The sequence below is a fragment of the Cyclobacterium amurskyense genome, assembly GCF_001050135.1.
Classification (GTDB): Bacteria; Bacteroidota; Bacteroidia; order Cytophagales; family Cyclobacteriaceae; genus Cyclobacterium; species Cyclobacterium amurskyense.
Genome location: NZ_CP012040.1, coordinates 5,464,561 through 5,487,548, shown reverse-complemented (window position 1 = coordinate 5,487,548; position 22,988 = coordinate 5,464,561). Strand labels below are relative to the sequence as shown.

The 22,988-nt window shown below is 38.1% G+C and carries 19 protein-coding genes, 1 tRNA gene and 2 pseudogenes; 14 read left to right on the top strand and 8 right to left on the bottom strand.

What is annotated here, in order from left to right:
- Positions 1–345: 345 nt before the first annotated feature.
- Complete coding sequence (locus tag CA2015_RS21950) at positions 346–687, top strand: hypothetical protein (protein WP_048643837.1); 342 nt, start codon at positions 346–348, stop codon at positions 685–687.
- Positions 688–774: 87 nt separating this feature from the next.
- On the opposite strand, the gene CA2015_RS21945 is transcribed toward CA2015_RS21950, so the two are convergent.
- The 6 genes from CA2015_RS21945 to CA2015_RS21920 form a co-directional block, all read right to left on the bottom strand.
- Entirely contained in the window at positions 775–1,719 is a 945-nt protein-coding gene (locus CA2015_RS21945; protein ID WP_048643836.1) for a DUF6807 family protein, read from the bottom strand.
- 275 nt (positions 1,720–1,994) lie between these two features.
- The gene (locus tag CA2015_RS21940) at positions 1,995–2,963 is read right to left on the bottom strand and encodes a transketolase family protein (protein ID WP_048643835.1); all 969 of its coding nucleotides are present in this window, start codon (positions 2,961–2,963) and stop codon (positions 1,995–1,997) included.
- 34 nt (positions 2,964–2,997) lie between these two features.
- On the bottom strand, positions 2,998–3,849 hold the full coding sequence (locus tag CA2015_RS21935; protein ID WP_048643834.1) for a transketolase: 852 nt from the start codon (positions 3,847–3,849) through the stop codon (positions 2,998–3,000).
- A gap of 10 nt (positions 3,850–3,859) precedes the next feature.
- Positions 3,860–4,309, bottom strand: a complete 450-nt coding sequence (gene bcp / locus CA2015_RS21930) for a thioredoxin-dependent thiol peroxidase (protein WP_048643833.1) — start codon at positions 4,307–4,309, stop codon at positions 3,860–3,862.
- A gap of 53 nt (positions 4,310–4,362) precedes the next feature.
- Positions 4,363–6,231, bottom strand: coding sequence for a M23 family metallopeptidase (locus CA2015_RS21925; protein WP_240477869.1), 1,869 nt, complete (start codon positions 6,229–6,231; stop codon positions 4,363–4,365).
- The gene (locus CA2015_RS21920; protein WP_048643831.1) at positions 6,218–6,829 is read right to left on the bottom strand and encodes a fumarylacetoacetate hydrolase family protein; all 612 of its coding nucleotides are present in this window, start codon (positions 6,827–6,829) and stop codon (positions 6,218–6,220) included. The genes CA2015_RS21925 and CA2015_RS21920 overlap by 14 nt, the downstream gene beginning before the upstream one ends.
- A 348-nt stretch (positions 6,830–7,177) precedes the next feature.
- Between CA2015_RS21920 and CA2015_RS21915 the strand changes: the two genes are divergently transcribed.
- From CA2015_RS21915 to CA2015_RS21900, 4 genes and pseudogenes are all read left to right on the top strand, one after another.
- Positions 7,178–7,266 (top strand) — tRNA-Ser (locus CA2015_RS21915).
- 478 nt (positions 7,267–7,744) lie between these two features.
- A complete protein-coding gene (locus CA2015_RS21910) occupies positions 7,745–8,029 on the top strand; it encodes a hypothetical protein (RefSeq protein ID WP_157470572.1) in 285 nt (94 codons plus the stop codon).
- Between the two features lie 21 nt (positions 8,030–8,050).
- A pseudogene (locus CA2015_RS21905) lies at positions 8,051–8,341 on the top strand (type II toxin-antitoxin system RelE/ParE family toxin); the annotation flags it as partial.
- Between the two features lie 723 nt (positions 8,342–9,064).
- Positions 9,065–9,256, top strand: a complete 192-nt coding sequence (locus tag CA2015_RS21900; protein WP_048643828.1) for a hypothetical protein — start codon at positions 9,065–9,067, stop codon at positions 9,254–9,256.
- Positions 9,257–9,382: 126 nt separating this feature from the next.
- Here the strand turns inward: CA2015_RS21900 and CA2015_RS21895 are convergent, their stop codons facing one another.
- Complete coding sequence (locus CA2015_RS21895) at positions 9,383–12,646, bottom strand: hypothetical protein (protein WP_048643827.1); 3,264 nt, start codon at positions 12,644–12,646, stop codon at positions 9,383–9,385.
- A 770-nt stretch (positions 12,647–13,416) separates the two neighbouring features.
- On the opposite strand from CA2015_RS21895, the gene CA2015_RS21890 reads away from it, so the two are divergent.
- From CA2015_RS21890 to CA2015_RS21850, 8 genes and pseudogenes are all read left to right on the top strand, one after another.
- Positions 13,417–13,749 (top strand): hypothetical protein, encoded by a 333-nt coding sequence (locus CA2015_RS21890; RefSeq protein WP_157470571.1) that lies wholly within the window; start codon positions 13,417–13,419, stop codon positions 13,747–13,749.
- Between the two features lie 516 nt (positions 13,750–14,265).
- Positions 14,266–15,168 carry an RHS repeat domain-containing protein gene (locus CA2015_RS21885; protein WP_048643825.1) on the top strand — a complete coding sequence of 301 codons (903 nt, stop codon included), beginning with the start codon at positions 14,266–14,268 and terminating at the stop codon, positions 15,166–15,168.
- Positions 15,169–15,201: 33 nt separating this feature from the next.
- Positions 15,202–15,405: a hypothetical protein gene (locus CA2015_RS21880; RefSeq protein WP_048643824.1), complete on the top strand. Its 204-nt coding sequence runs from the start codon at positions 15,202–15,204 to the stop codon at positions 15,403–15,405.
- A 338-nt stretch (positions 15,406–15,743) separates the two neighbouring features.
- A pseudogene (locus CA2015_RS25095) lies at positions 15,744–16,502 on the top strand (RHS repeat-associated core domain-containing protein); the annotation flags it as partial.
- A 112-nt stretch (positions 16,503–16,614) separates the two neighbouring features.
- Positions 16,615–16,884 carry a hypothetical protein gene (locus CA2015_RS21865; RefSeq protein WP_048643821.1) on the top strand — a complete coding sequence of 90 codons (270 nt, stop codon included), beginning with the start codon at positions 16,615–16,617 and terminating at the stop codon, positions 16,882–16,884.
- Between the two features lie 461 nt (positions 16,885–17,345).
- Positions 17,346–17,816, top strand: a complete 471-nt coding sequence (locus tag CA2015_RS21860; RefSeq protein WP_240477868.1) for a transposase — start codon at positions 17,346–17,348, stop codon at positions 17,814–17,816.
- 123 nt (positions 17,817–17,939) lie between these two features.
- Complete coding sequence (locus CA2015_RS21855) at positions 17,940–18,524, top strand: hypothetical protein (RefSeq protein ID WP_048643820.1); 585 nt, start codon at positions 17,940–17,942, stop codon at positions 18,522–18,524.
- A 10-nt stretch (positions 18,525–18,534) separates the two neighbouring features.
- On the top strand, positions 18,535–18,888 hold the full coding sequence (locus CA2015_RS21850; protein WP_048643819.1) for a hypothetical protein: 354 nt from the start codon (positions 18,535–18,537) through the stop codon (positions 18,886–18,888).
- A 218-nt stretch (positions 18,889–19,106) separates the two neighbouring features.
- On the opposite strand, the gene CA2015_RS24930 is transcribed toward CA2015_RS21850, so the two are convergent.
- Positions 19,107–19,277: a hypothetical protein gene (locus tag CA2015_RS24930; RefSeq protein WP_157470570.1), complete on the bottom strand. Its 171-nt coding sequence runs from the start codon at positions 19,275–19,277 to the stop codon at positions 19,107–19,109.
- A gap of 627 nt (positions 19,278–19,904) precedes the next feature.
- Between CA2015_RS24930 and CA2015_RS21840 the strand changes: the two genes are divergently transcribed.
- Entirely contained in the window at positions 19,905–22,208 is a 2,304-nt protein-coding gene (locus tag CA2015_RS21840; protein WP_048643817.1) for a DNA topoisomerase 3, read from the top strand.
- Positions 22,209–22,988 lie beyond the last annotated feature (780 nt).

The following is a 22,988-nucleotide window of genomic DNA, read 5'->3' as shown; positions in this document are numbered from 1 at the left end:
CAGCCTACATCTCTTAATATCAGAATAAATTATACTATTCAAATTAAAAATATACTTTTTATATAATAAAATAACCTTTTGTGTAATTGTGTATAAATTGTTAAGGTTATTTACAGTTTGTGGAGTGTGCTCCACATATTTATGTGTTTAGGGTTACAGGTTCTTTTTCTTTACAATTTCTTCTAATTAATAAAAACATTGTTTAATAAGAAATAAGGCCTGTTTTATTTTAATTGAATGTATGTAAAATTACTTGGCATGGCATTTGGCTAAGTATAATTGAAAATAATATTTAAAAAGTATTGTTTAACCAATTATTATTTAAACCAATAAATTTAAAATGCCATGAAAAAGTTAATTTTGAGTGTCGCCGCAATGACTGTTTTTGCTTTTGCCAATGCAGGAACAACTGAAGTGTTTGTTTCGCAAGAATGGTACCAAGAAACAACTAAAATTGATCCTGAAAGTCTTCCTGAAAAAGTAAAGGAAGCTATTCAGAATGATTTGCAGTTGAAAGACTTGAAAATAGTTGAGGCCCATCAGGTGATGGAAGAGGCACAGGTTCACTACTTATTGAAATTCGAATCAGAAACTCCTGGTGAAGAAATCAAAAAGAAATTTGATGCCATGGGTAAAGAAGTAGTAGAAGATAAAGGGTCAGTTGAACTCCCAGAGCCAGTAAAATAATAAACTTGAATAGGCTTAGGTCTATCCTTTACTATTAAACAGTTAAAAAGCCATGGTCATTGACCGTGGCTTTTTTCATTTAGACTTTTAATAATTAGCTTGATTTCTAAATATTCTGTATTGATTTATTATTTCTTGAGTTGTCATTCCTTGATGAATAATCAATTGGTTTCTGAAGTGCAATGGCTCTTTTTTATCTAACAATAAGGGTTCTTGACCTGGGAATGCCATGTTTTGCATGCTGTTTCGTTTTCGAAGAATCCACCCTTGGTAGGAGGGAAGTTTGTCCGGTTCACCCATAATTACAACACCTGCGTCATCAGGACCATTTTTCGTGATGTTGATCCAATCACCTGCAGCAACAGGAAGATTGTCAGGTGTCACAGGGCCATTTTCATCAAAAAAGCCTGCGTTTTCGGATAATTTTATTCTTGGAGAGAATCCTCCGTAGCCTTTAGCGTCTTCAGAACCACCTATTCGTACTCCAGAAGTCAATGGTTTTAAAGTAATATCAAAGGTTATTTTATACGCTTGACTTCCTATAGATTGGAAAGTGATGATTGTGTTTTCTTCAATAATGTTCTTTTTCAATACCTTATTGCCTTTCCAAATCACTTTGAGCTCAATGGTTGCGGAATTGTTGGGATGAATTTTAGTTTTACTTTTCTTTACTTCCCATTCAACGCCTTCACTTATCCAAGGGTCACCAATTCTCAAATCATCCACCCATAGCTGATGCCATGTCCAAAAAATCCCTCGGTGGTGTAAATGGTCTTTGGGGAAGTCCTCTGTGACTATCTCTCCTTTGGTGTCAAACACAGGGTGAAGGTAATTTGCTCTTGGATATTGTCCATTCTCACTTATCGTTTCCATTTGGTAAAACAGTCGGGGCTTTCCATCCGAAAGTAAAAGCAATCCTCCATCCCGTTCCTCAAAGGAAAGGATTTGGGCCGTGGCTGTAGGCATTTCTGCAAATAGAAAGATAGCTGAAAATAATAAAAGGACAACTGGGGCAATGGGTTGGTATTTCATTTGAAGATAAATGGTTAGTTGTTTATAAAAGTAAAAGATAAGCATGAGCTAACCAAGTGTCTATTTCATAAGTGGCTGAAGAAAATAGTAAAATGCCAATTTAAAAGGGTTCGATGGCAGGGGAACAATGTTCCTGACTTTAGCCCATTTTAAAATCAACAGGTGATGGTTTGATTTTGGCTATGACTTTATATTTTGTTCGCATTATTACAAAAAAAGCGAGGAAAGTTTTAAGTTTTCCTCGCTTCAATTATTATTATTATTATTAGAACAGTTTACTTTCTTGAAATTGCTCTTTTAGCAGCTTCAACAATGTTTTTGGCGTTCAAACCATATTTCTCCAATAGCTCAGCAGGTGTTCCTGATTCTCCAAAGGAATCGTCAACACCGATAAACTCAAGAGGGGCTGGTTGATTTCTGATCAATGTCTGCGCAATACTGTCATTCAAGCCACCATTGAATTGATGTTCTTCTGCACTTACTGCACAACCTGTTTTGGCAACAGATGCCAATATGGCCTCAGTATCGAGAGGTTTGATGGTGTGAATGTTTATAAGTTCTACAGAGATGCCTTCAGCTCTTAATATAGCTTCTGCTTCTACTGCTTCCCATACAAGGTGTCCTGTAGCGAAAATAGTTACGTCTGTACCTTCGATCATTTTCCAGGCTTTACCTATTACAAATTCCTGGTTTTCAGGAGTGAAAATAGGCCATTTTGGTCTGCCGAATCTAAGGTAAACAGGGCCTTCATGCTCAGCGATAGCCATGGTTGCTGCCTTTGTTTGGTTGTAATCACAAGGATTTATAACCGTCATATTTGGAAGCATTTTCATCATGCCTACGTCTTCAAGGATTTGGTGAGTAGCACCATCTTCTCCTAAAGTAAGTCCTGCATGAGAGGCACAAATCTTCACATTCTTTTCAGAATAAGCTACAGACTGTCTGATTTGATCATATACACGTCCTGTAGAAAAGTTGGCAAATGTACCTGTGAAAGGTATTTTACCTCCAATGGTTAGTCCTGCAGCAGCACCTATCATGTTGGCTTCTGAGATACCCATTTGGAAAAAACGCTCAGGGAATTCCTTTTGGAAGGCTCCCATTTTCAATGAACCAATAAGGTCAGCACAAAGTGCAACCACGTTTTCGTTTTTTCTACCTGCTTCTAGTAGACCATCACCAAACCCGGACCTGGTGTCCTTTTTTTCAGTGTATGTATATTTTGTATCCAATTTATTTTCCATTATTCAAACTTTTTTAGATCTGTTATCACCGAAATCAATAATCACCAAGGGTTTCTTTCAGTTGTCCTAAGGCATTTTCTAGTTGCTCGTCATTTGGAGCTACACCATGCCATTTGTGAGTGCCAACCATGAAATCTACTCCGTAGCCCATGTCGGTATGTAACAGGTTCAATACTGGTTTTCCTTTTCCAAGGAGACTTTTTGCTTTTTCCAGCCCTTGGACTACACCTGACATGTCATTGCCATGCTCGGTTACGATGACTTCCCAGCCAAAAGCTTCCCATTTGGCTTTTAGATCTCCAAGGTTGATAATGTCCTTGGTAGGTCCATCTATTTGTTGACCGTTAAGGTCTATGGTTGCGATGATATTGTCCAGTTTATGGTGAGGAGCACTTAGAGCGGCTTCCCAAATCTGTCCTTCTTGCTGCTCTCCATCTCCCATTAGGACATAGACAGTTTTGTCATCGTTATTGATTTTTTTTGCAAATGCAGCACCTATGGCTACAGATAGTCCTTGGCCCAAAGAACCGGAAGCTACACGTATACCCGGTAGTCCTTCTTCAGTGGCTGGATGTCCCTGTAATCTGCTATTTAATTTACGGAAAGTTTTTAATTCACTTGTCTCGAAATAACCGCTTCTGGCCAATACACTGTACCATACGGGTGATATATGTCCATTTGAAAGGAAAAATAGATCTTCTCCAGGTCCATCAATATTGAAATCTGGGTTATTTGTCATTTGGTCAAAGTACAGGGCTACGAAAAACTCAGTACAGCCCAAAGATGCTCCTGGATGACCTGATTGACAGGCATGCACCATTCGTAAAATATCTCTTCTTACCTGGGAGCAGATTGCTTCTAATTGTTCGGTTGATTTTTTTTCCATTGATTTGGAATTATTTAATAATTTGATTGGTGTGTTCCTTTGTTTTAACTTTTGAAATAATTTCTTCAATTACTCCCTTTTCATCAATAATAAAAGTGGTTCTGGCTGTGCCCATGTATTTTCTTCCATACATGTTTTTCTCTACCCAGGTTCCATATTTTTCATGTACACTTTTGTCTTCATCAGCAATGAGCGGAAAGGGTAGCTCAAATTTCTCAATGAATTTTTTATGAGATTTCTCCGCATCTGAACTTATCCCTAAGACTACATAGCCGGCTTTTTGGAGACTTTCGTAGTTGTCTCTCAAATTACAGGCCTGGGCAGTGCATCCGGGGGTATTGTCTTTTGGGTAAAAGTACAAGACTACTTTTTTTCCTTGAAAATCGGATAACTTGATGGGATTTCCATCTTGATCTTTTGACTCAAAGTCAGGTGCCGTTTGGCCTACTTCTAGTGACATAGTTGTAGTTTTTTTTATTACTATTGATTTTAGCCCTTAAATATCGGAATAAATTAAATGTTTCCCTTATAAATGGCCTCGTTATTTGCTCGATCTCTTACTTTTAGCAAAACCTCTCCTTTTAAAGTAGTGCCAGGTAGCGGGTCAGACCATATTATGGCTTGCTTGTGTTCATACCTCATCTGTGTCCATTTTCCATCTACCCAAGCATTAAAATCCTTTATTCCAGACAAATTGTCTTTGATTACAAACCTAATTTCTCGACTATTGACACGTACTGCCCGAATTGAGGGTGGAATGCTGTCGGTGGCCAATACGAAATCTCCAAAAACCCTGGTTTTGAAATTTATAAATGGAACCTGCCAGTTGCCACCTACAAAATTTTTATGCCCGTTTCTGTACAATTGATACATATGGGTTTTGGAAGTGTCTCCCTGGAAATTATCGACTTTCATTCTCACTGAAACTTGTTGCCAAAGGTAATCAAATTGGTCATTGATGGTCAATCCTTTCAAACCCTTCTCTTCAAAATGTCCAATTCTTAAATAAAGGTCATCCAGCAAGCTTTCTTTTTCAAAGTTTATTCTTACTTCTCCATTGTCGAACAGCAGTTCTTCTCCCGCAGGGATCCTGGCTTCAACTTCTGGCAGAATGGTTTCGGAACATAGGTCAATGGAATCGGGAACGCCCAGACGCATGTCCCACAGGTAGGTCCGTTTATTTCTTCCTGCATAGGCGTAAGGCAGCTCCATAGACAAGCCATTTACATGAACAATGGCCAAATCCCCTTCTTCAGCGGCTGTACTGTTTAAGATCAACACATTCTCTTGGTAATCTATTTGACTATTGCCAGAGGTATAGTTTATGCCTTCTAAGTCAGTTGGAGCAAGCTCACCACTGAATTGGATCCTCAAGTCTGATTCATTGGCATAGGCATCCAATAATTTTACAGTTATGGATTTTTCCTCACCAGGCATGGCTGATATGGCCCCACTTAATACTGTATCGGGTTCGTAAAATGAAAACTTGTTGTTTGGTTTTTTGTAAAGCCGAGTATAACGGTTCCGATAGGTGTGTAGGAGAATATGGCGGCCAATGTTGAAATCTATTTCATTGACCTCAGCTCTAAATATTTTTTTGTCGGCCTCATAAATTTCAAAAATAGGAAACCCATTTCTATTGTACATTTCATCCAACTGATCGTAGGCCAGTACTTCAATGCCCACCTTTCCTGAAATTTTAATCGTAGGCTGTACCTGAAATGCGCCAGAACTATAGATAAGAGAGAATTCTTGTCGGCGATACATTCCATTGACCCGGCTGTCAGGTGTTAGCGGACTTATGGCGACCCTTCGAACTATGGGGGAGGTGGTGTCCACTATTTCTTTGAAGCCAGCATGTAGGGGATCGATGGCCCTGTTCAGTGAATCCCTGATTTCAAAATGCAGGTGGGGACCACCCGAACTACCAGTGTTGCCGGAATAAGCAATGGTGTCTCTCTGAGAAATGGGCAATTCTCCAGGTTTTAACGTGTATTCCAATTCATTTTCACGGGCTTCATATATTTTACCCTGCATGAATTTCGCTATTGGCGATTCAAAGCTCCTGAGATGGGCATACACCGTGCTTGTTCCATTGGTGTGTTTGAGGTAAAGCACATTGCCATAGCCGAAAGAAGAAACTTTGATTTTGGAAACGTAACCATCCGCAGAAGCGAGTACGGCCAAACCTTGTCTGCCTTCCGTTTTGATGTCAAGTCCGGTATGAAAATGATTGCTCCTTATTTCGCTCATATTGCCAGCAAGGAAATTTTGCTGGCCGGGTTTGATGGGAAATAGGTAATAGCCTTTCTGAGTTTGAGAGAGAAAGACAAGGGCAATGCATACGAATAGTAAAGTGTATAGGCCTTTATTTAATTTCAAAATCCAGCAATTTTTCATCTTCCACATAAGCCTCCAACCTGTCACCAATATTAACTTTGCCCACACCTGCAGGTGTGCCGGTATAGATCAGGTCACCGGTTTTAAGGGTGAAAAATTGCGATACATAAGAGATAATTACATCAAAAGAAAAGAGTAGAAGGGAAGTGTTACCAGTTTGGCGACGTTCCCCGTTGATGTCAAGGTGAAAGTTGATATTGGAAATATCTGGAAAATCGCTGATCGGTTTAAACTGACCTAATGGGGCAGAGCCATTAAAAGCCTTGGCAATTTCCCATGGAAGGCCTTTTTCTTTGCACTTTTGCTGCAAATCTCTGGCAGTAAAGTCTATGCCAATTCCAATTTCGTTGTAATATTTGTGGGCAAACTGCTGTTGAATGTATTTGCCTTCTTTGTTTATTTTGAGGACCAATTCCACTTCATGATGAATATTGTCGGAATATTCCGGATGATAAAAAGGGGCATTGTCTTTTAGCAAAGCCGTGTCCGGTTTCATAAATACAACAGGTGAATCAGGTCTTTCGTTGTTAAGTTCTTCTATATGTGCCGCATAATTTCGGCCTATGGCAATTATTTTCATCTTCAAAGAAATAATAGTTTGGCTTGCAAAGAAAGGAATTCTAGGTCGATTTTAAAAGAGGCTTTATTTAATCGGGGAAAAGTTTAGAAATTGTTTTAGAATTTATCCTACTGGCTTAAAATCAATTAGCCCTCGTTTCCGGCTAAACCGATAAAAAAGTCCCCTTTTTTCTTGTTTTGGTTTTGTTAAATTGAAGAATATTGGTTTATATTTGCATCACTGATCGGGAAGCGGTCGGAATTGATATTTAGTTGTGGATTTGAGAAAGCATTTTTTGTTGATTGTTATATACAATAAGCAGGCTTTAAAAAATCAAGATTAATTTGTTTACATGCTTCACCAATACTTAGAGAGTTGGGTGAGTGGCTTAAACCAGCAGTTTGCTAAACTGTCGTACGCCTAATAGCGTACCGGGGGTTCGAATCCCCCACTCTCTACTGAATAAAACCCTAGCTTATTGATTTTCAATAGGTTAGGGTTTTATTTTTTTAGTCATGGGCTATTTGTGGGGATGTGGATAAATTTCCGGATCAGCTTATAGATAGTGCGAAAAGGATGCAATCCAAAGTGTTTTACTTTTAAATGTTGCATAAGGGCAAGGGGGAAATAAATTTGATCTGCTGGATTAGATTAGAATAGCTGTGAATAAGTATGAGATGAAATCATTGGTAATTCCGTCCAATTCCAATTGCAAATTGAAAATAAAAGAAGGGTGTTTTGCAAACCTACACCCAGACTGGGATGAACTTTAATTTAAAAAACCTTATCTAGCTTTAAAGGGACAAATCTAAACAGAATATTATTCTGATGACAGCCGAAAACATTATGAAATACATCGGGTGGAACTTTTTTGTTTACCGCCTAAGAAAAGCCAAAAACTTAAATATCCTCCATTGGAACCAATCAAAATGTAATATGGAATCGTTAACTTTAGGGAACGAAAAGAAAAAACCGATGGACACAGTTAAAATACGAGAAGAAATAAGCCAATACCTTCAACATGCAGATGATCGTGTGTTAAAACTTATTCATGGGCTGATTAAAGCAGACCAAATAGCTTCACCTGTTGGATATAAACCCGATGGCACAGCTATCACAAAAGAGGAACTAATATCCAGGGCGGAAAGGTCTGAAAAGGACATTAGAGAAGGCCGTGTAAAAACGTCAAAACAGGTCCGGGAAGAAATAAAGCATTGGTAATCCAGGGAGGTTAGGTTTTCAGAGTGGGCGAAAATGTGCTTGAAAGAGATTTACGATCATTATTCAGAGGAAGCCAGTGCCGAAAAAGCGACTGAGATTGTAAATAAAATAATTGACAGAGCAGAAACGCTTGAAAACTATCCGGATAGAGGGAGAGTAGAAGATGACCTGATATCTCTTCGGAAAGGCCACCGATATTTGCAGGAATATCATTACAAAATCATTTACAAGGTTGATAGTGAAATCGTTATTGTCACGGATATTTTTAGCAACTATCAGAAACCTACCAGGAAACCGAAAAGGAATAAATAGCCATCGAGCTAGATCAGGGCTTCATGTAGAATCCTCAACACCCTTTTATTCCTAACTTACTTCGAAGTCGAAATCTTTTTTTTTATGCCATTTGCAATGGTTTCTGAAAGACCTCCTTTAGTAAACAAATGGACAAAATTTTTGAGACCCTATCCAAATCGACGACACCTTATTCGGTTAATTGGGCAGCATTCATTTGCTATTCATTCAAGGATAGACTATTTTTAGTTATGGGAGAGGTTTATCAAATAAGAGATCAGGAGATGGTTTATTTTTTCACATTTGAATTGTATTCATGAGAATCCGGTAAGGGCAGGAATTGTGGAAAAACCAGAGGATTACATGTTTTCGAGTGCAAGAAATCGAGCATGACATAATTGTTACGCGATTAGACGATCATCAGCCATGCGAGATTCCATCTGACTAATAAAAATCTATTGTAAACAGATGAAATTATGCTGGATTAGAAGGTTTGATAACCGTGAATCATTGGTAATTCCGTCCAATTCCAATTGCAAATTGGAAAGGATAGAAGGGTGTTTTGCAAACCTACACCCAGCTCACGAAGGCATAAACTACACCTAGCGGGGGTAAATATGGAGGGGTAAAGGCGAATAAGTACCTCTCGGCAAGGAGCTGATCGAGGACAAAGGTCTTCAATACTGCGATTATGGGGCTAGGATGTATGATTCGGCGATTGGATGATGGAGTGTTGTTGACAACATGTATGAATTGTATTTTGCAACAACCCCATATGCTTACGCACTTAACCAGCCTACCAATGCAATAGATCCTGATGGAAACATAGTGATTTTTATCAATGGAAATCACTATGGCTATGGTGGTAAATTTGATTATTGGCGATATACTGAGAGAACTCAAATAACTATTAAAACCAGAAGCAGAGGGGTTTGATAACCGTGGATCATTGGTAATTCCGTCCAATTCCAATTGCAAATTGGAAAGGATAGAAGGGTGTAGTTGCAAACCTACACCCAGCTCACGAAGGCATAAACTACACCTAGCGGGGGAATTTCCTATTCAATATATATCCCTTAGAGGATTATTTTCATTAAAGTCATCATTGCCTAAGTTAAACCTAACATCCAAGAACTCCTTGATAGCCTTAAAATTAGGAGTCATCAATTTAGTTTCCAGACCGTAGGTTTTCAATACAGCGAGTAAACCTATATTGAACTGCTCCATAAATTCTTTTGACCGGAAAGCTTTCAATGGAAACTGTATATAACAATTTTTTTCATCCATATTCATATATTCATACATCTTTTTTTGAAAATGCTCGACATATTCTTGCTCATTGTTAAATTCATTATTCTCGAAACGCTGTACTTTGTAATTGATCATAAAATTTTGCATATTCATCAATATCTGCCAGTCTTTGTATCCCTGACTTCTTAAAGTATTTAGCCATTCAGGGAAATCAGGCTGTTTCCCGAGGTCTGCCAACGTGAGGTAAGTACATTTCCGCATGTTATTAAAACGGTTTTCAATGGCTCCCAAACTAAATGCTTTATCATATTTCTTACTTAATGAGCTTTCCCAAACCATTACTTTGTTTTCTTTTGGGAAATTCAGTTTTAGCTGTTCTCTTTCAAAAGATGGGGCTTGAAATGCTTCAAAATCTTTTTCAACATAAATATCCCTGTGTATCTTTTGATAAAGGTTAATAGCGATCTGTTTACTATAAAGCCTTGACTTTTTGAATAATTTCCAAAATAATTCGTCAAATTCTGTTTGTGGCAAAACGCTAATGTTGTCCAGCATAAGTCGCAAAGAAATCATGTTGAACGCGGAGTGTTGGTTGATTTTTTCAGCACCTATTGCATCAGAAAAACAGATATAAACTTTCCACTTTATTACCTCATTCGATGGAAGTTGTTCTGGAAGCAGATATTTATCACTTAAAGTTAACTCTATTTCAATTGTAGATTTAAGCAAATGAAAATCAACATCAGACAAAGCAATTTCTGCCAAGACAGTTTGGATGGCGGAAATATATTCCTCAGCAACTGAACGCACCTGATGTGTATTATCAAAGCTGATGCACCATAAGCTACCCAAAGCATAAAAACGAACTTTACACTCTTTTCCAATATCGTTAAGTGGAAAATCATCAATATGTCTTTCGATTGCCCTATTATAGGTATCTTCAGACTGTAGTTCTACACCTATTCTTTCTTGGATAGGTTTGATTATATCTTCCCCCACATAATCAAGGTGCCTTACATAGTTTTCGATTAAATATTTAAACTGGTGGGAACTTCTGTTCATTACATATAACATAAACGCCACGTCAAACGTGGCTCTCCTTTCCCCTTCGGAATCAGCCTCGTCAAAATTTGATTCTAATCTTAAATTAATGTACTTACTAAAAATATTAAGGGCATTGAACCATGATCCTTGTTTGAAGTCCGAATAAAACAACAATGCCAAACTATTCTCAGTTCTTTTAATCAACTCTTCATTGGTACTCACTCTAAACGCAGCTAGTGCGTAGTTCTTGGCAGCAAAGTGCATTCCTACGGAATTGTAAAGCTGTGCAATATTTAACAACACTAAGATAAAGCCTTCAATAGTGTCTTCTTGCAGGTAGTTATCCTTAGCCTTATGAAAATAGTCTAATGCTCTCAGTAAGTTTTTCGGAATCGTCGTATTTAAATAGCTACAGCCTCTTTTTACTTGTGTTTGTGCAAGTTTTACCTTGCCTTCTCTTTTCTCAACTAAAGGAAACAGATTCTCAGAAAAATCTTCCAATGAGGCTATAATACCCATTTCATCTTCAGGATCTATATTGAGCTGCATTTTGATATATTTTTCTATTCTATCGCCAAATTGGGATAGTTTGAAAAGGGGAGCTTGCTTAACCAAAGCTAGAATCTCATCAAAATACTTGATAAATTCGGTATTGCTTCTATTTCTTAACCTGTTTATCCCTAAGAGGAAAGTACCCTTCTGTTCAAGTAAATTACATTTTTCACTGATATTATTTTCAGTCAGCAGTTTTTGATTGATTTTCCTATAAAGTCGTACAAACCATTTCCTTAGCTCATCTTTCCCTATTAATGATTTTTCATTTTCCGAAGCAACAAATACTAAACTGATAATATTATGAGCATTTTCTATATCTGTAGCAGTTTTAAAAATAGTAAAGTCGCTAAAGTAGTAGCGAATGTCCTCTTCAAACCCTAATAAACTTCCATCCGGTCGCTTACGAAAGATCAGATTTTCATAATCCACTTCATAAAACTCATTATTGAGGAATACTATTTCATAAATGGATTTTCTCCTGAATAGTGGATTTATTTTTATGCTCCGTGTATAGTAAATAAGGAAAGGATTCCAAATATCTTTATGTTTGTGAAGATACTTTTTTCTACGGCAATAGTTTGCCAGGTCTAAAATTTCATAAAACTCTCCAATTCTGAATTCGTCTATGGGGTCAATGATTTTGTAATAGTTGTATCTACCTGAATACCATTTATCCTCATTGTCGCCAATTGAAAGTAGGTTCTGCTCTAGTTGATCGTAAGTTAGTTTTCGTTCGCTACCCAGCTCTTCATTAATTACCATAAAAACAGCATCTAGCAGTACCGCGAAAACTTGCCTCGAATTGCTCTCAACAGTGTCGTAGGGTAATTTCTGTATCATTAGCTCTATGTTGGCTTTTGTGGAAGTGAACTCATCATCGGGTGAAGTTCCAATAAATTTCCATTTTATCATTTTGGTAAATTCTTGCCAAAATGAGTCTTCCAACTGTTCGAATATATCAACTGCTTCTTTCAGACCACCTATATCTTTCAAAGCCTTTTTTTGCCCTTCTATATACTCAGTTACTATGTCTTTTACTTTCTGGGCATATTTTGCAAGTTTCCCTTCGTCCAATCGATTTTGGTACTCAAACCACTCTCTTAGCAAATCAGCATCGTTTTTTAAATATTTCTGTGCAATACTTGTGTTAGTTTCAAAAACATATTGTTTCGAGAAATCATTGTAATCTAATTTTACGTGAAGCATAAAAAAATGGCAGATACATTTTTTAATTTCCTCGCTTGAAAAAGAAAAGTTACTTGAGTATAGCTTAATTTGGCGAAAAGTAAGTTTTTGGGCCAATAAGTCCTTTTGAAAAATATCCTCTTCAAACTCGCAGTAAATATCTTCTTTGATATCGTTAAGAAAATTGCTGACCCAGATTTCAAGGGTCTTGAGTGTCTGATAATTATATCCCCGTTGGGCGGCAAACGCATCTGTGTTTTTTGAGAATAAGAAAAGCTTGTGTAATTCCATATACAAATCACATTTTTTGAATTTGTCCAATCGTGAAATCTAATCTTTTAAGTAAGTCATCGTAAGTAATAACATCGATAACTTTTTTATACTTCCGTTTTACCCCGGCTGGGTGTAGAATCCTCTACACCTTTTTATTCCTAACTTACTTTGAAGTCGAAACCTTTTATATGCCATTTGCAATGGCTTCTGAAAGACCTCCTTATCCAAGTAAACAAATGGACAAAATTTTGAGACCCCATCCAAATCAACGACACTTTATTCAGTTACTCAGGCAGCATTTATTTGTAATTCAATCAAGGATAGACTAGAAATACCGGTAATATCGTCCCCCGGCTAGGTGTATCCTCTACACCCTGTTATCCCTAACTTACTTTGAAGACGAAATCTTTTATTTGCCATTTGCAATGGCTTCTGAAAGACCCCCTTTAGTAAACAAATGGAAAAAATTTTGAATACCGTTTGACTGATATTTGAGACCCCCTCCAAATTAACGACACCTTATTCGGTTACCCGGGCAGCATTCATTTGTAATTCATTCAAGGATAGACTATTTTTAGTTATGGGAGAGGTTTATCAAATAAGAGATCAGGAAATCGAGCATGACGAAATCGTCAAGCCGAGGGATCATCAGCTATGCGAGATTCCACCCCGATAAACCGGGGCAAGTTCTGAGTGTTAAAAACAATTATAAACAGATGAAATTTTGATGGATTAGAAGGTTTGATAATCGTGGATCATTGGTAATTCCGTCCAATTCCAATTGCAAATTGGAAAGGATAGAAGGGTGTAATTGCAAACCTACACCCAGCTCACGAAGGCATAAACTACACCTAGCGGGGAGCGAGTCGGAACGCATGCAGGCCATGGTATATGGGTATGATCAGCTTCACAGGATCGTTCAGGCCAGAAGTTTGAGTGGTTCACAAAGCACTGGCTTTGATTCGAGGTCGCCAGGTGCAAATAAATACGATGCGGATTATAGTTATGATCCAAATGAGGACCGACCGTTAAGAAACAGTCCTGTGGACTGTTTTAGGGAGAGCCTGTCCCGAGAAGTAAAGTGGATCGGGAGGCCAGAATGCAGGGCAGGCCAAACTTGAACTTGGTTGAAAAAGGGCTTTAAAGACTTCGTCGAACAATCATTAAATAGAAAATCCATATCTTTACAGAGGCGGGATGAAACGACAATCCGTGATGATTTGACATATAAATACTACGACTTCAGCAACAAGCTGAGGAATGTGGATGGTACAGAGACCGAAAATTACACCTATGATGAGATTGAGGGCCGAGCGTTAAAAAATGATCCCTTTGGATCATTTTAGAGAGGAGCCAGGCTGTGCGGGAGAATTGCAGACAATGCCGAAGGTATAGATAGTATTGCTTGGACACCCTATGGTAAGGTGAGGGCTGTTTACAAAAACGATACTTCCGAAGTACATTTTAGATATGATGCTGCTGAGGACCGTCCGTTAAGAAACAGTCTGGTAGACTGTTTAGGGAGAGCCTGTCCCGAGAAGTAGAGCGGATCGGGAGGCCAGGGTGCAGGGGAGGGAATAGCCAAGATAACGGAAAGTGATACGACCATTTATGTTCGTGATGCAAGCGGTAATGTCATGGCTGTCTACAAAAACGACACCTTGATAGAACAATCAATCTATGGAAGTTCCCGACTAGGTTTAATGACGGCCACATCCAAACCAGGCTACCGAACCCTGGGAGGTAAAAAGTACGAACTGTCCAATCACCTAGGGAATGTTCTGGCCGTCGTAAGTGACAATATCCATTTAGACCAGGACTCAACTTGGGCTTCCGTCATTAACTCTACAGACTATTATCCTTTTGGATTGGCGATGGATGGGCGTAGTGTGCAGGATAGTAGTTACCGATATGGGTTTAATGGGAAGGACGAAGATTCTAATGGTGAATGGGGTTCTAAGAGCCATTATGACTATGGGTTTAGGATATATAATCTGAGTATAGCGAAGTTTTTGAGTGTCGATCCTTTGAACAAAGAGTATCCTGAACTAACTCCCTTTCAGTTTGCGAGTAATACGCCTATTCAAGCGATAGATTTGGATGGACTTGAAGCTGTATCTTATCAGATTGAGGCTAGAGGAATGTATGGTATTGGTGTGATTAGTATAGCAACTAGTGCAACAGTTGGTCTGGTGGTTGATTTCGATGGTAATCTTGCAGGGTTTTATACTCCAACTTTAGGTGTAGGAGCAGGGGAAGGATTTATTGTGTCCTCCAGTTTATCGTTTTTCAAGAATGCCAAATCCGTAAAAGATATTGAAGGTATGGGATTTAATGCTGGAGCATTTTATGCCGTACCAGGAGTTAAAAGTATAATCGGTGGTGGAGAAATAAATTTGGCATTGAGAGATGATTTGTCCATAAATAAAGTTGGAGGTACGGTATCAGGTAGTTTTATTCCAGGCCCAAATATTGGAATAGGAATAGGTGGCTATTTTGAAGGTGCATATACCTTTATGACTGATGTTATTAATATATAGGAGTTTGAAGGATCCGATATATATAATGAATTAGTGAACGATTTTGGTATTGATGGATCACATTTAAAAAATGTTGTGGATGATATTTATGAAAAAGCTAAAGACCTAAGTGAAGAAAACCAACGTGGAGAGTCAAAAGGATTGGATGGTTTATTGAGAGAAAGAAATATTACACCCATGGATGCGACAATGTTACCAAGAAGGAACGAAATAAACCAAAAAGGTGATGATAGGTAATTTCTTAATGATATTATTGATTTTAATGTTGCTAATAAAGATTCATCATTATTTCCTTTATAGAAGAATCAATCAAATATATTTTAATGATTCCAATGGTGATACCGAAAGTAAGAATGGGTTAGTTTCAATTCTAAATGAAATTTCAAATTCAACAAGTGATTTGTTACTAAAAAAATATATTAAGATATTTGTTTTTGAGGTATATCTGTTTAGGTTTTTGATTTTGTTGTTTTTCGTAATTGTTATTTATAATTTATTTTTATAACTAAGAAATAGGTAAAGTCCAAGGGTAGCTGCGTTAACAAGGTTGCACAGGTGGGTACCGTTATGGATTTAATGGCAAGGAAGAGGACAGTAATGGAGAATGGGGTTCTAAGAGCCATTACGACTATGGATTTAGGATTTATAATCCTGGGATAGCGAAATTTTTGAGTGTTGATCCGCTGGCAGACCATCCGAACCAAATAGATAAGTCTCCGTACGCTGCATTCTGGAACAATCCGATTTATTATATAGACCCGGATGGGAAATGTCCTAAATGTCCCACAGATGAAGATGTAGCAAATGCATTTGCTACAGATTTACTTTCCGTCAAAAATTCCTTCTACAGTTTATTTACCCGTCCATTTGGCTACGAAGCCACATTTGTAGAGAATGAAAGGAGGGATTTTGAAACCGGCTTTGTCGAAACGTCAGACGGTTTTGGTACAGGGGCTCTTAAGTTTGGTTTAGATGCGTTAAATGTAGTAACCTTTGGACGTGGTGGCGGAGCTACTGGAGGGTTTGTTGCAAAGTCAGGAGCAAGTACTCCGGTGATTAACAATGCTAATGAAATTCTAAAAAGATTTTCTGCATTAGATGTAGGGCCACTTCCAGAAGCTATTGCAAAAACATTTAGAGGTGCGTCATATACTGAAAATATAGCTCAAGAGTCATTGACTCTATTCAGGGAATATGGAGGCGATGCTGGTGAATTAGGTGGCTATTGGTCAAGGACTAAGCCCACAGGGCCCTTGCAATCAAAAATTGATAGTGCATTAGATCCTTCCTGGGGCAATACAGCTGAGAGAATCACGTCCATAACATTGCCATAAGGCACGAAATTTACGAAGGAGCAGTTGCTCCTCAGGGGAATCTAGTTGGAGGCGGGAATCAGATATATATTCCAAAAGAGACTTTAAATCCTAATTGGTTAAATAAATAATAATGAGTTGGCTTAAAGAGATTAAAGAATTTAGTTCTCTTTCAGAATATGAAAGATTTACTGACTATTTAGCGGGCAGATTATCCGAGGATGAATTAGAAGAGATTGAACCAAAGGAATATTATCATGGTAAAAGTCCATTTGGACTTAACGAAGATCGATGGTTTAAGGATTGTTCTAGCAAAGACATTTGGAAATTAGTTCCGCCTGATTTTCCCTTTAAAGGGTTATTTGAAAAGGTAGATTACCCATTAGATGGATATAAGAGTTAAAACTTAAGCCCGGCAAGTTCCAGACTTTTCAATTCAATAAATATCCTTTCTGTGACTCCTCTACACCCTTTTATTCCTAACTTACTTTGAAGTCGAAATCTTTTTTATGCCATTTGCAATGGCTTCCGAAAGACCCCCTTATCTTAGTAAACAAATGGACAAAATTTAGAATACTGTTTGACTGAAATTGGAGACCCCATCCAAATCAACGACACCTTATTCGGTTACTCGGTCAGCATTTATTTGTAATTCAATCAAGGATAGACTATTTTTAGTTATGGGAGAGGCTTACCATATAAGAGATCAGGAAATCGAGCATGACGAAAGTGTTATGCTAAGGGATGATTATCGTGCCGAGATTCCACCCCGATAAACCGGGGCAAGTTCTGACTTTTGAAAAACAAATATAAACAGATGAAATGCCCTATTTTTTGACATTCCAAGTGGTGGGATAGGCAGCTATGTTTTCAAGAAAAGGCTATAGAGATTTTATTTTGGAAAATCTGGCTTATTGTAGAAAGGAAAAGGGACTTTTCCTCTTTGGTTATGTCATCATGACCAATCACCTTCACTTGGTTGTTCAACAAAAAGATGCGAAATTATCAGGATGGGTGCGTGATTTTAAGAAATTTACAAGCAAGAAATTGCTAAAAATGATAATTGAAAACCCTCAGGAAAGCAGAAAGGAATGGTTGAAGATAATTTTTGCCTATCATGCGAAATTTAATAAAAGAACTGGGGAGATGCAATTTTGGACACATGAAAACCATGCTATCGAACTTTATCGAACTGAAATGATTGAAAGTAGAATGAATTATATACATGAGAATCCGGTAAGGGCAGGAATCGTGGAAAAACCAGAGGATTACATGTGTTCGAGTGCAAGGAATTATGCTGGATTAGAAGGTTTGATAACCGTGGATCATTGGTAATTCCGTCCAATTCCAATTGCAAATTGGAAAGGATAGAAGGGTGTTTTGCAAACCTACACCCAGCTCACGAAGGCATAAACTACACCTAGCGGGGGAGCTCTTGTTTTACTTGGAATAGCAGGGTTGGTTGGGGTTGCAGCGGTAGCACCAGAAGCAATTCCATTTATAGCAGAAGGAGCATTATTCGTTCAAACCAATCAATTAGCAATATTAGGAGCAGGGTCATTTGTTATTGGAATGCTTGATGAATCAGGGCAAGTACAAGTACCTGGGCCATTAGACGAAAGTGGACGTTTTACACGTTTGATTGGGAAACAGATATTAAAAAATGTAAGAGGGTTTTCTTCGGTTAAACAATTTGAGGGTGCTGTTAGCAAAATAATAAAAGCTACAGGGGTTGATGATGCTCTTGTCGGTTTGCGAGGAAGTTCAGTTACTGGGAAAAAGTTCACTTCTGGAGAAGCATTTGATGCCGCAAGTGATTTAGACTTTTTTGTTGTGAGTGATGATTTGTTTAAGCAAGCAGTTGAGCAAGGAGCAAAGGGTAAAGGTGGAGCATTAAGAGTAGGAGAAACATTAAAGTTTTTCCCAGACTTGGTGGAAGCAGAAAAACAATTGACTAAAGAATTAGGAAGAAAATCATCTGTAAGAATATTTAGCCAAGAAGGTTTTGAGAAATTTTCAAAAGAAGCAACAGAAGGTAATTAAGAAAGTTTAGATGAACGTTTGTTACTTATACATACAATCAATAGAGCATTTAGATGATTTTGCAGATCGTTTAAGAAAAATCATTAATATATCTACAACAAACCCAACACCAGAATTAATTGATCAAAAAAGATATGGATTGAATTATGGCGGAGAATATTATGCTTTTGAATGTTTTGGTCTGGAAATAATGCTTGTGCGAAATGAGGGAGAAGTTGGAGATTCAGATTATGAAGACTATCAGTTTTACCTTGAAGTTCAATCAAAGAAGGATTTTGATGAAAAATTATTTCATGACGGAATATTAAAATATCTCCAAATGACTTTGGAAGACTCAGGCTTGAAAACTCAACTTGAAGATTGAGTTTTAAGTCAACTGTTGTGTCAGGTTGGCTTTTAGCAGAAAAGCAGAGAGTAGGTCCCCGTTCTGGCGCAAGTCTAGCGGAGCGTGACTTGTGACTGTCTTATGAATATGAGAGTCTTTGACTCGGTAAAGGAATATGAAACCAGCTTTAGAGATAAGGTTGGTTTTTTTATTTACAGCGAAGGACTATTGAGTGAGTTGTTGCGTCAGGTTAGATTTTAAAAGAAAAGCAGAGAGTAATCCATCACCGTTTTTTTCTGATCATCTGCAAGGTCTTGTGTTTTATTAAAAAGGTTGAGAAGCTCGTTATCGGCAATGCGGATACGGGCTTTTTCATTTTGTTGGCCATAGACCATCTCATCCAAAGACATATCCAAAGCATTGGCCATTTTCTCGGCAATCCCCGGCTGGGTGTAGAATCCTCTACACCCTTTTATTCCTAACTTACTTCGAAGTCGAAATCTTTTTTTTTATGCCATTTGCAATGGTTTCTGAAAGACCTCCTTTAGTAAACAAATGGACAAAATTTTTGAGACCCTATCCAAATCGACGACACCTTATTCGGTTAATTGGGCAGCATTCATTTGCTATTCATTCAAGGATAGACTATTTTTAGTTATGGGAGAGGTTTATCAAATAAGAGATCAGGAAATCGAGCATGACGAAATCGTAATGCCAAGGGATGATTATCGTGGCGAGATTCCACGCCGATAAACCGGGGCATGTTCTGACCTTTTGAAAACAATTATAAACAGATGAAATTATGCTGGATTAGAAGGTTTAATAACTGTAGATCATTGGTGATTCCGTCCATTTACAATTGCAGCTTGCTGGGATAGAAAACCAAAGAAATATTCCTTTCCTTGGATCCCTTCAAATTTCAGATATCCAGAAATAACTAAACTTCTGATAAGTAATTTTTATCAGGTTGATCCACAGGGGTTACTTCATTTTGAACAACCTAAAAGCGCCTGCACTCCGTTGAGCTTAGGCTATTTTATCTATTTTTGTTTCAGATGAAAGTTTGTATTGCAGAAAAGCCAAGTGTCGCCCGTGAAATAGCGGCTGTTCTAGGAGCTAATCATAGGCATGAGGGGTACTATGAAGGCAACGGATATATCGTTACCTATACTTTTGGGCACTTTTGCACCTTATTGGAGCCGAACGATTACGAACCTCATTGGAAGGGTTGGCACCTCAGTCACCTTCCTATGCTTCCTGAAAAATTCAAAACTAAAATTGTTAATAATCCGGGAGTCAAGAAGCAATTTGACATTGTAAAAAAGCTATTTGATACAGCTACACTGGTGATCAACTGTGGTGATGCCGGCCAAGAAGGAGAGTTGATTCAACGATGGGTAATTGAACAAGCGGGGTATAAAGGGGAAGTCAAACGCTTATGGATTTCATCTTTGACCACAGAGGCCATCAAAGAAGGCTTTGACAAATTGCAACCCTCGGCGAAATACGATAATTTGTATTATGCTGGTTATTCCCGAGCAATCGGAGATTGGTTGTTAGGAATGAATGCCACCCGGTTATATACGGTTAAACATGGTGGGTACAAACAAGTGCTGTCCATTGGCAGAGTTCAAACGCCTACACTGGCCATGATCGTTAATCGGTTTAAAGAAATTCAAAATTTCCAGCCACAACCCTACTGGGAACTACAAACCCTGTATAGAGAGACTGTATTTAACTGTGAAGAAGGGAAATTTTTAAAGAAAGAAGACGGGGAGACTTTTGCCAACCAGGTCAAAGAAAATGACTTTGAAGTCGTCTCAGTTGCTAAGAAAAAAGGAAAGGAATATGCACCTAAGCTTTTTGACTTAACAGGATTACAGGTGCATTGTAATAATAAGTTTGGCCTTTCTGCCGATGAAACGCTCAAAATCGCACAGAAACTATACGAACAAAAATTAATCACCTACCCAAGAGTTGACACCACTTTTCTACCGAACGATATTTACCCCAAAGTACCAGGAATATTAGAGAAGCTAACGAAATATAGGTCGTTGACTCAACCCATTTTGGGGAAGAAATTAAAAAAGTCTACTAAGGTTTTTAATGACAAAAAAGTAACCGATCACCATGCCATGATTCCTACAGGCATGCAGGATAGTTTACAGGACAATCAGCTAAAAGTCTATGATATCATTACCAAGCGTTTCATCTCAGTGTTTTATGACGACTGTACAGTGGACAATACCACCGTATTAGGGAAAGTGGGCACGGTCCCGTTTAAAGCAAGAGGAAAGGTGATTTTAGAAAAAGGCTGGAGGGTTGTTTTTGAAACTACAGATGGCAAAGAAAAAAAGGAGAAAGACGAGCTCCCGCTTTTTAAAAAAGGGGAAAAAGGGCCACATGAACCTTCTTTCCTAGAGAAAGAAACCAAAGCTCCAAAACAGTATACAGAAGCAACTTTGCTAAGAGGCATGGAGACTGCCGGTAAACAAGTGGACGATGAAGAGATGCGAGACTTAATGAAAGAGAATGGCATAGGTCGCCCTTCTACTCGGGCAAATATCATTGAAACACTGTTTAGACGACAATACATTGAACGTAATAAGAAGCAAATTTTGCCCACCGAAACTGGATTGCAATTGATCGGTATTATTAAGAATAACTTGCTGACCTCTGCAGAACTTACAGGACAGTGGGAGAAGCAATTGAAAGAAATAGAAAAAGGGAAATTTCATGCGGGTTCTTTTGTGGTGAACATGAAAAAAATGGTGGCGAATTTGGTCTATGATGTTATACGGGAACAAAGTCATGCTAAAATAACGCATACCACTGAAAACAAGCTTCCTGAGAAAGAAAAATCAGCAACAACACTTGTGGGACAGTCCTGTCCAAAATGCAAGAATGGGTCATTGCTAAAAGGAAATTCGAGTTACGGATGCAGCTCTTATAAAAAGGGATGTGACTTTTTACTTCCTTTTTCTTTCGAAGGCAAAACTATATCAGAGAATCAATATTTGAGGTTACTTAAGAAAGGATCTACGGTCAATTTAAAGGGATTTAAAACGGCGACTGGAGATAAAGAAGGATTGATACGTTTCAATGAGGAATTTCAACTCGTTTTGGTAGAAAAGAAAGTAGCCAACTCGGCGGCTTCTAAGAAAACTCCTCCTGTCATTTCATGCCCTCTTTGCAATAAAGGAACCATAATAAGAGGGAAAACAGCCTATGGATGTAGCGCCTATAAAGAAGGGTGTGACTTTAGATACTCTTTTGATACCCTCCGGGAAAAAGCGAACAAGAAACCGTTGACTGTTGAGCTGGTGACATCTCTATTGAAGGAGAGTGTAGTTGGTTAAACTATTGAAATAGTATCGAAAAACAACTGCTGCCCAGGTGGAATATCTATCCTATGCCTAAAAACCAAAAGCAAAGGTTAAAACACCCAAAGAAAACCATAAGCAAATGGTTATGGCATTAACAAAAACTGCAAACACAGCCAGATATCCATTCTCCTAAACTCTTCTTAAAATAAACCCTTCCCAAATATCGGATTCATCATAAGGAGTACCGGGTTTCCCGATATTTATCGGGACTGGCTGTCAACACTGTATTCATTTCTTGCCTACCTGTGCCGTTTTCTCGGTATCGGCAAAACGAATACTTAGTTATTGGGCATAGTTTACTTCTTCATCCACTCCAATATTAAATCTATTTTCTTTTGAGTAAAATTTACTCCGTGTCTTTGTCCAAATATCTTAGAACTTTTCTTCGTGGCAATTTCGGTCTGACCATGCCAATGATTTCGGTAAAACCGTGCCACAAAGTAAGATCATTTAAAGTACGCCGAAGAAAAAGGCACCAAAATGCACGCAGCATCTTATTTTACCCAATCAGCTAAAAACCAGATGGTAGATGGTTTAAGTGAGCTAGGAGAAAGTCTTCAAAGATCCGGTAGTGGCAACCTATTAACATTTTTTAATAAATTAGTATTATGTTTTTAGTTGAATTATTACTATTATTGTGATAGTTTGAAAGTCATCGATATAATGTTTCAAAATTACCTTGCTTGAAAGAAGCAATTTTTGATTTGTTTTAATAGATGACTACGCGAAGGAGAGAAGTGAAGGGGGCATATT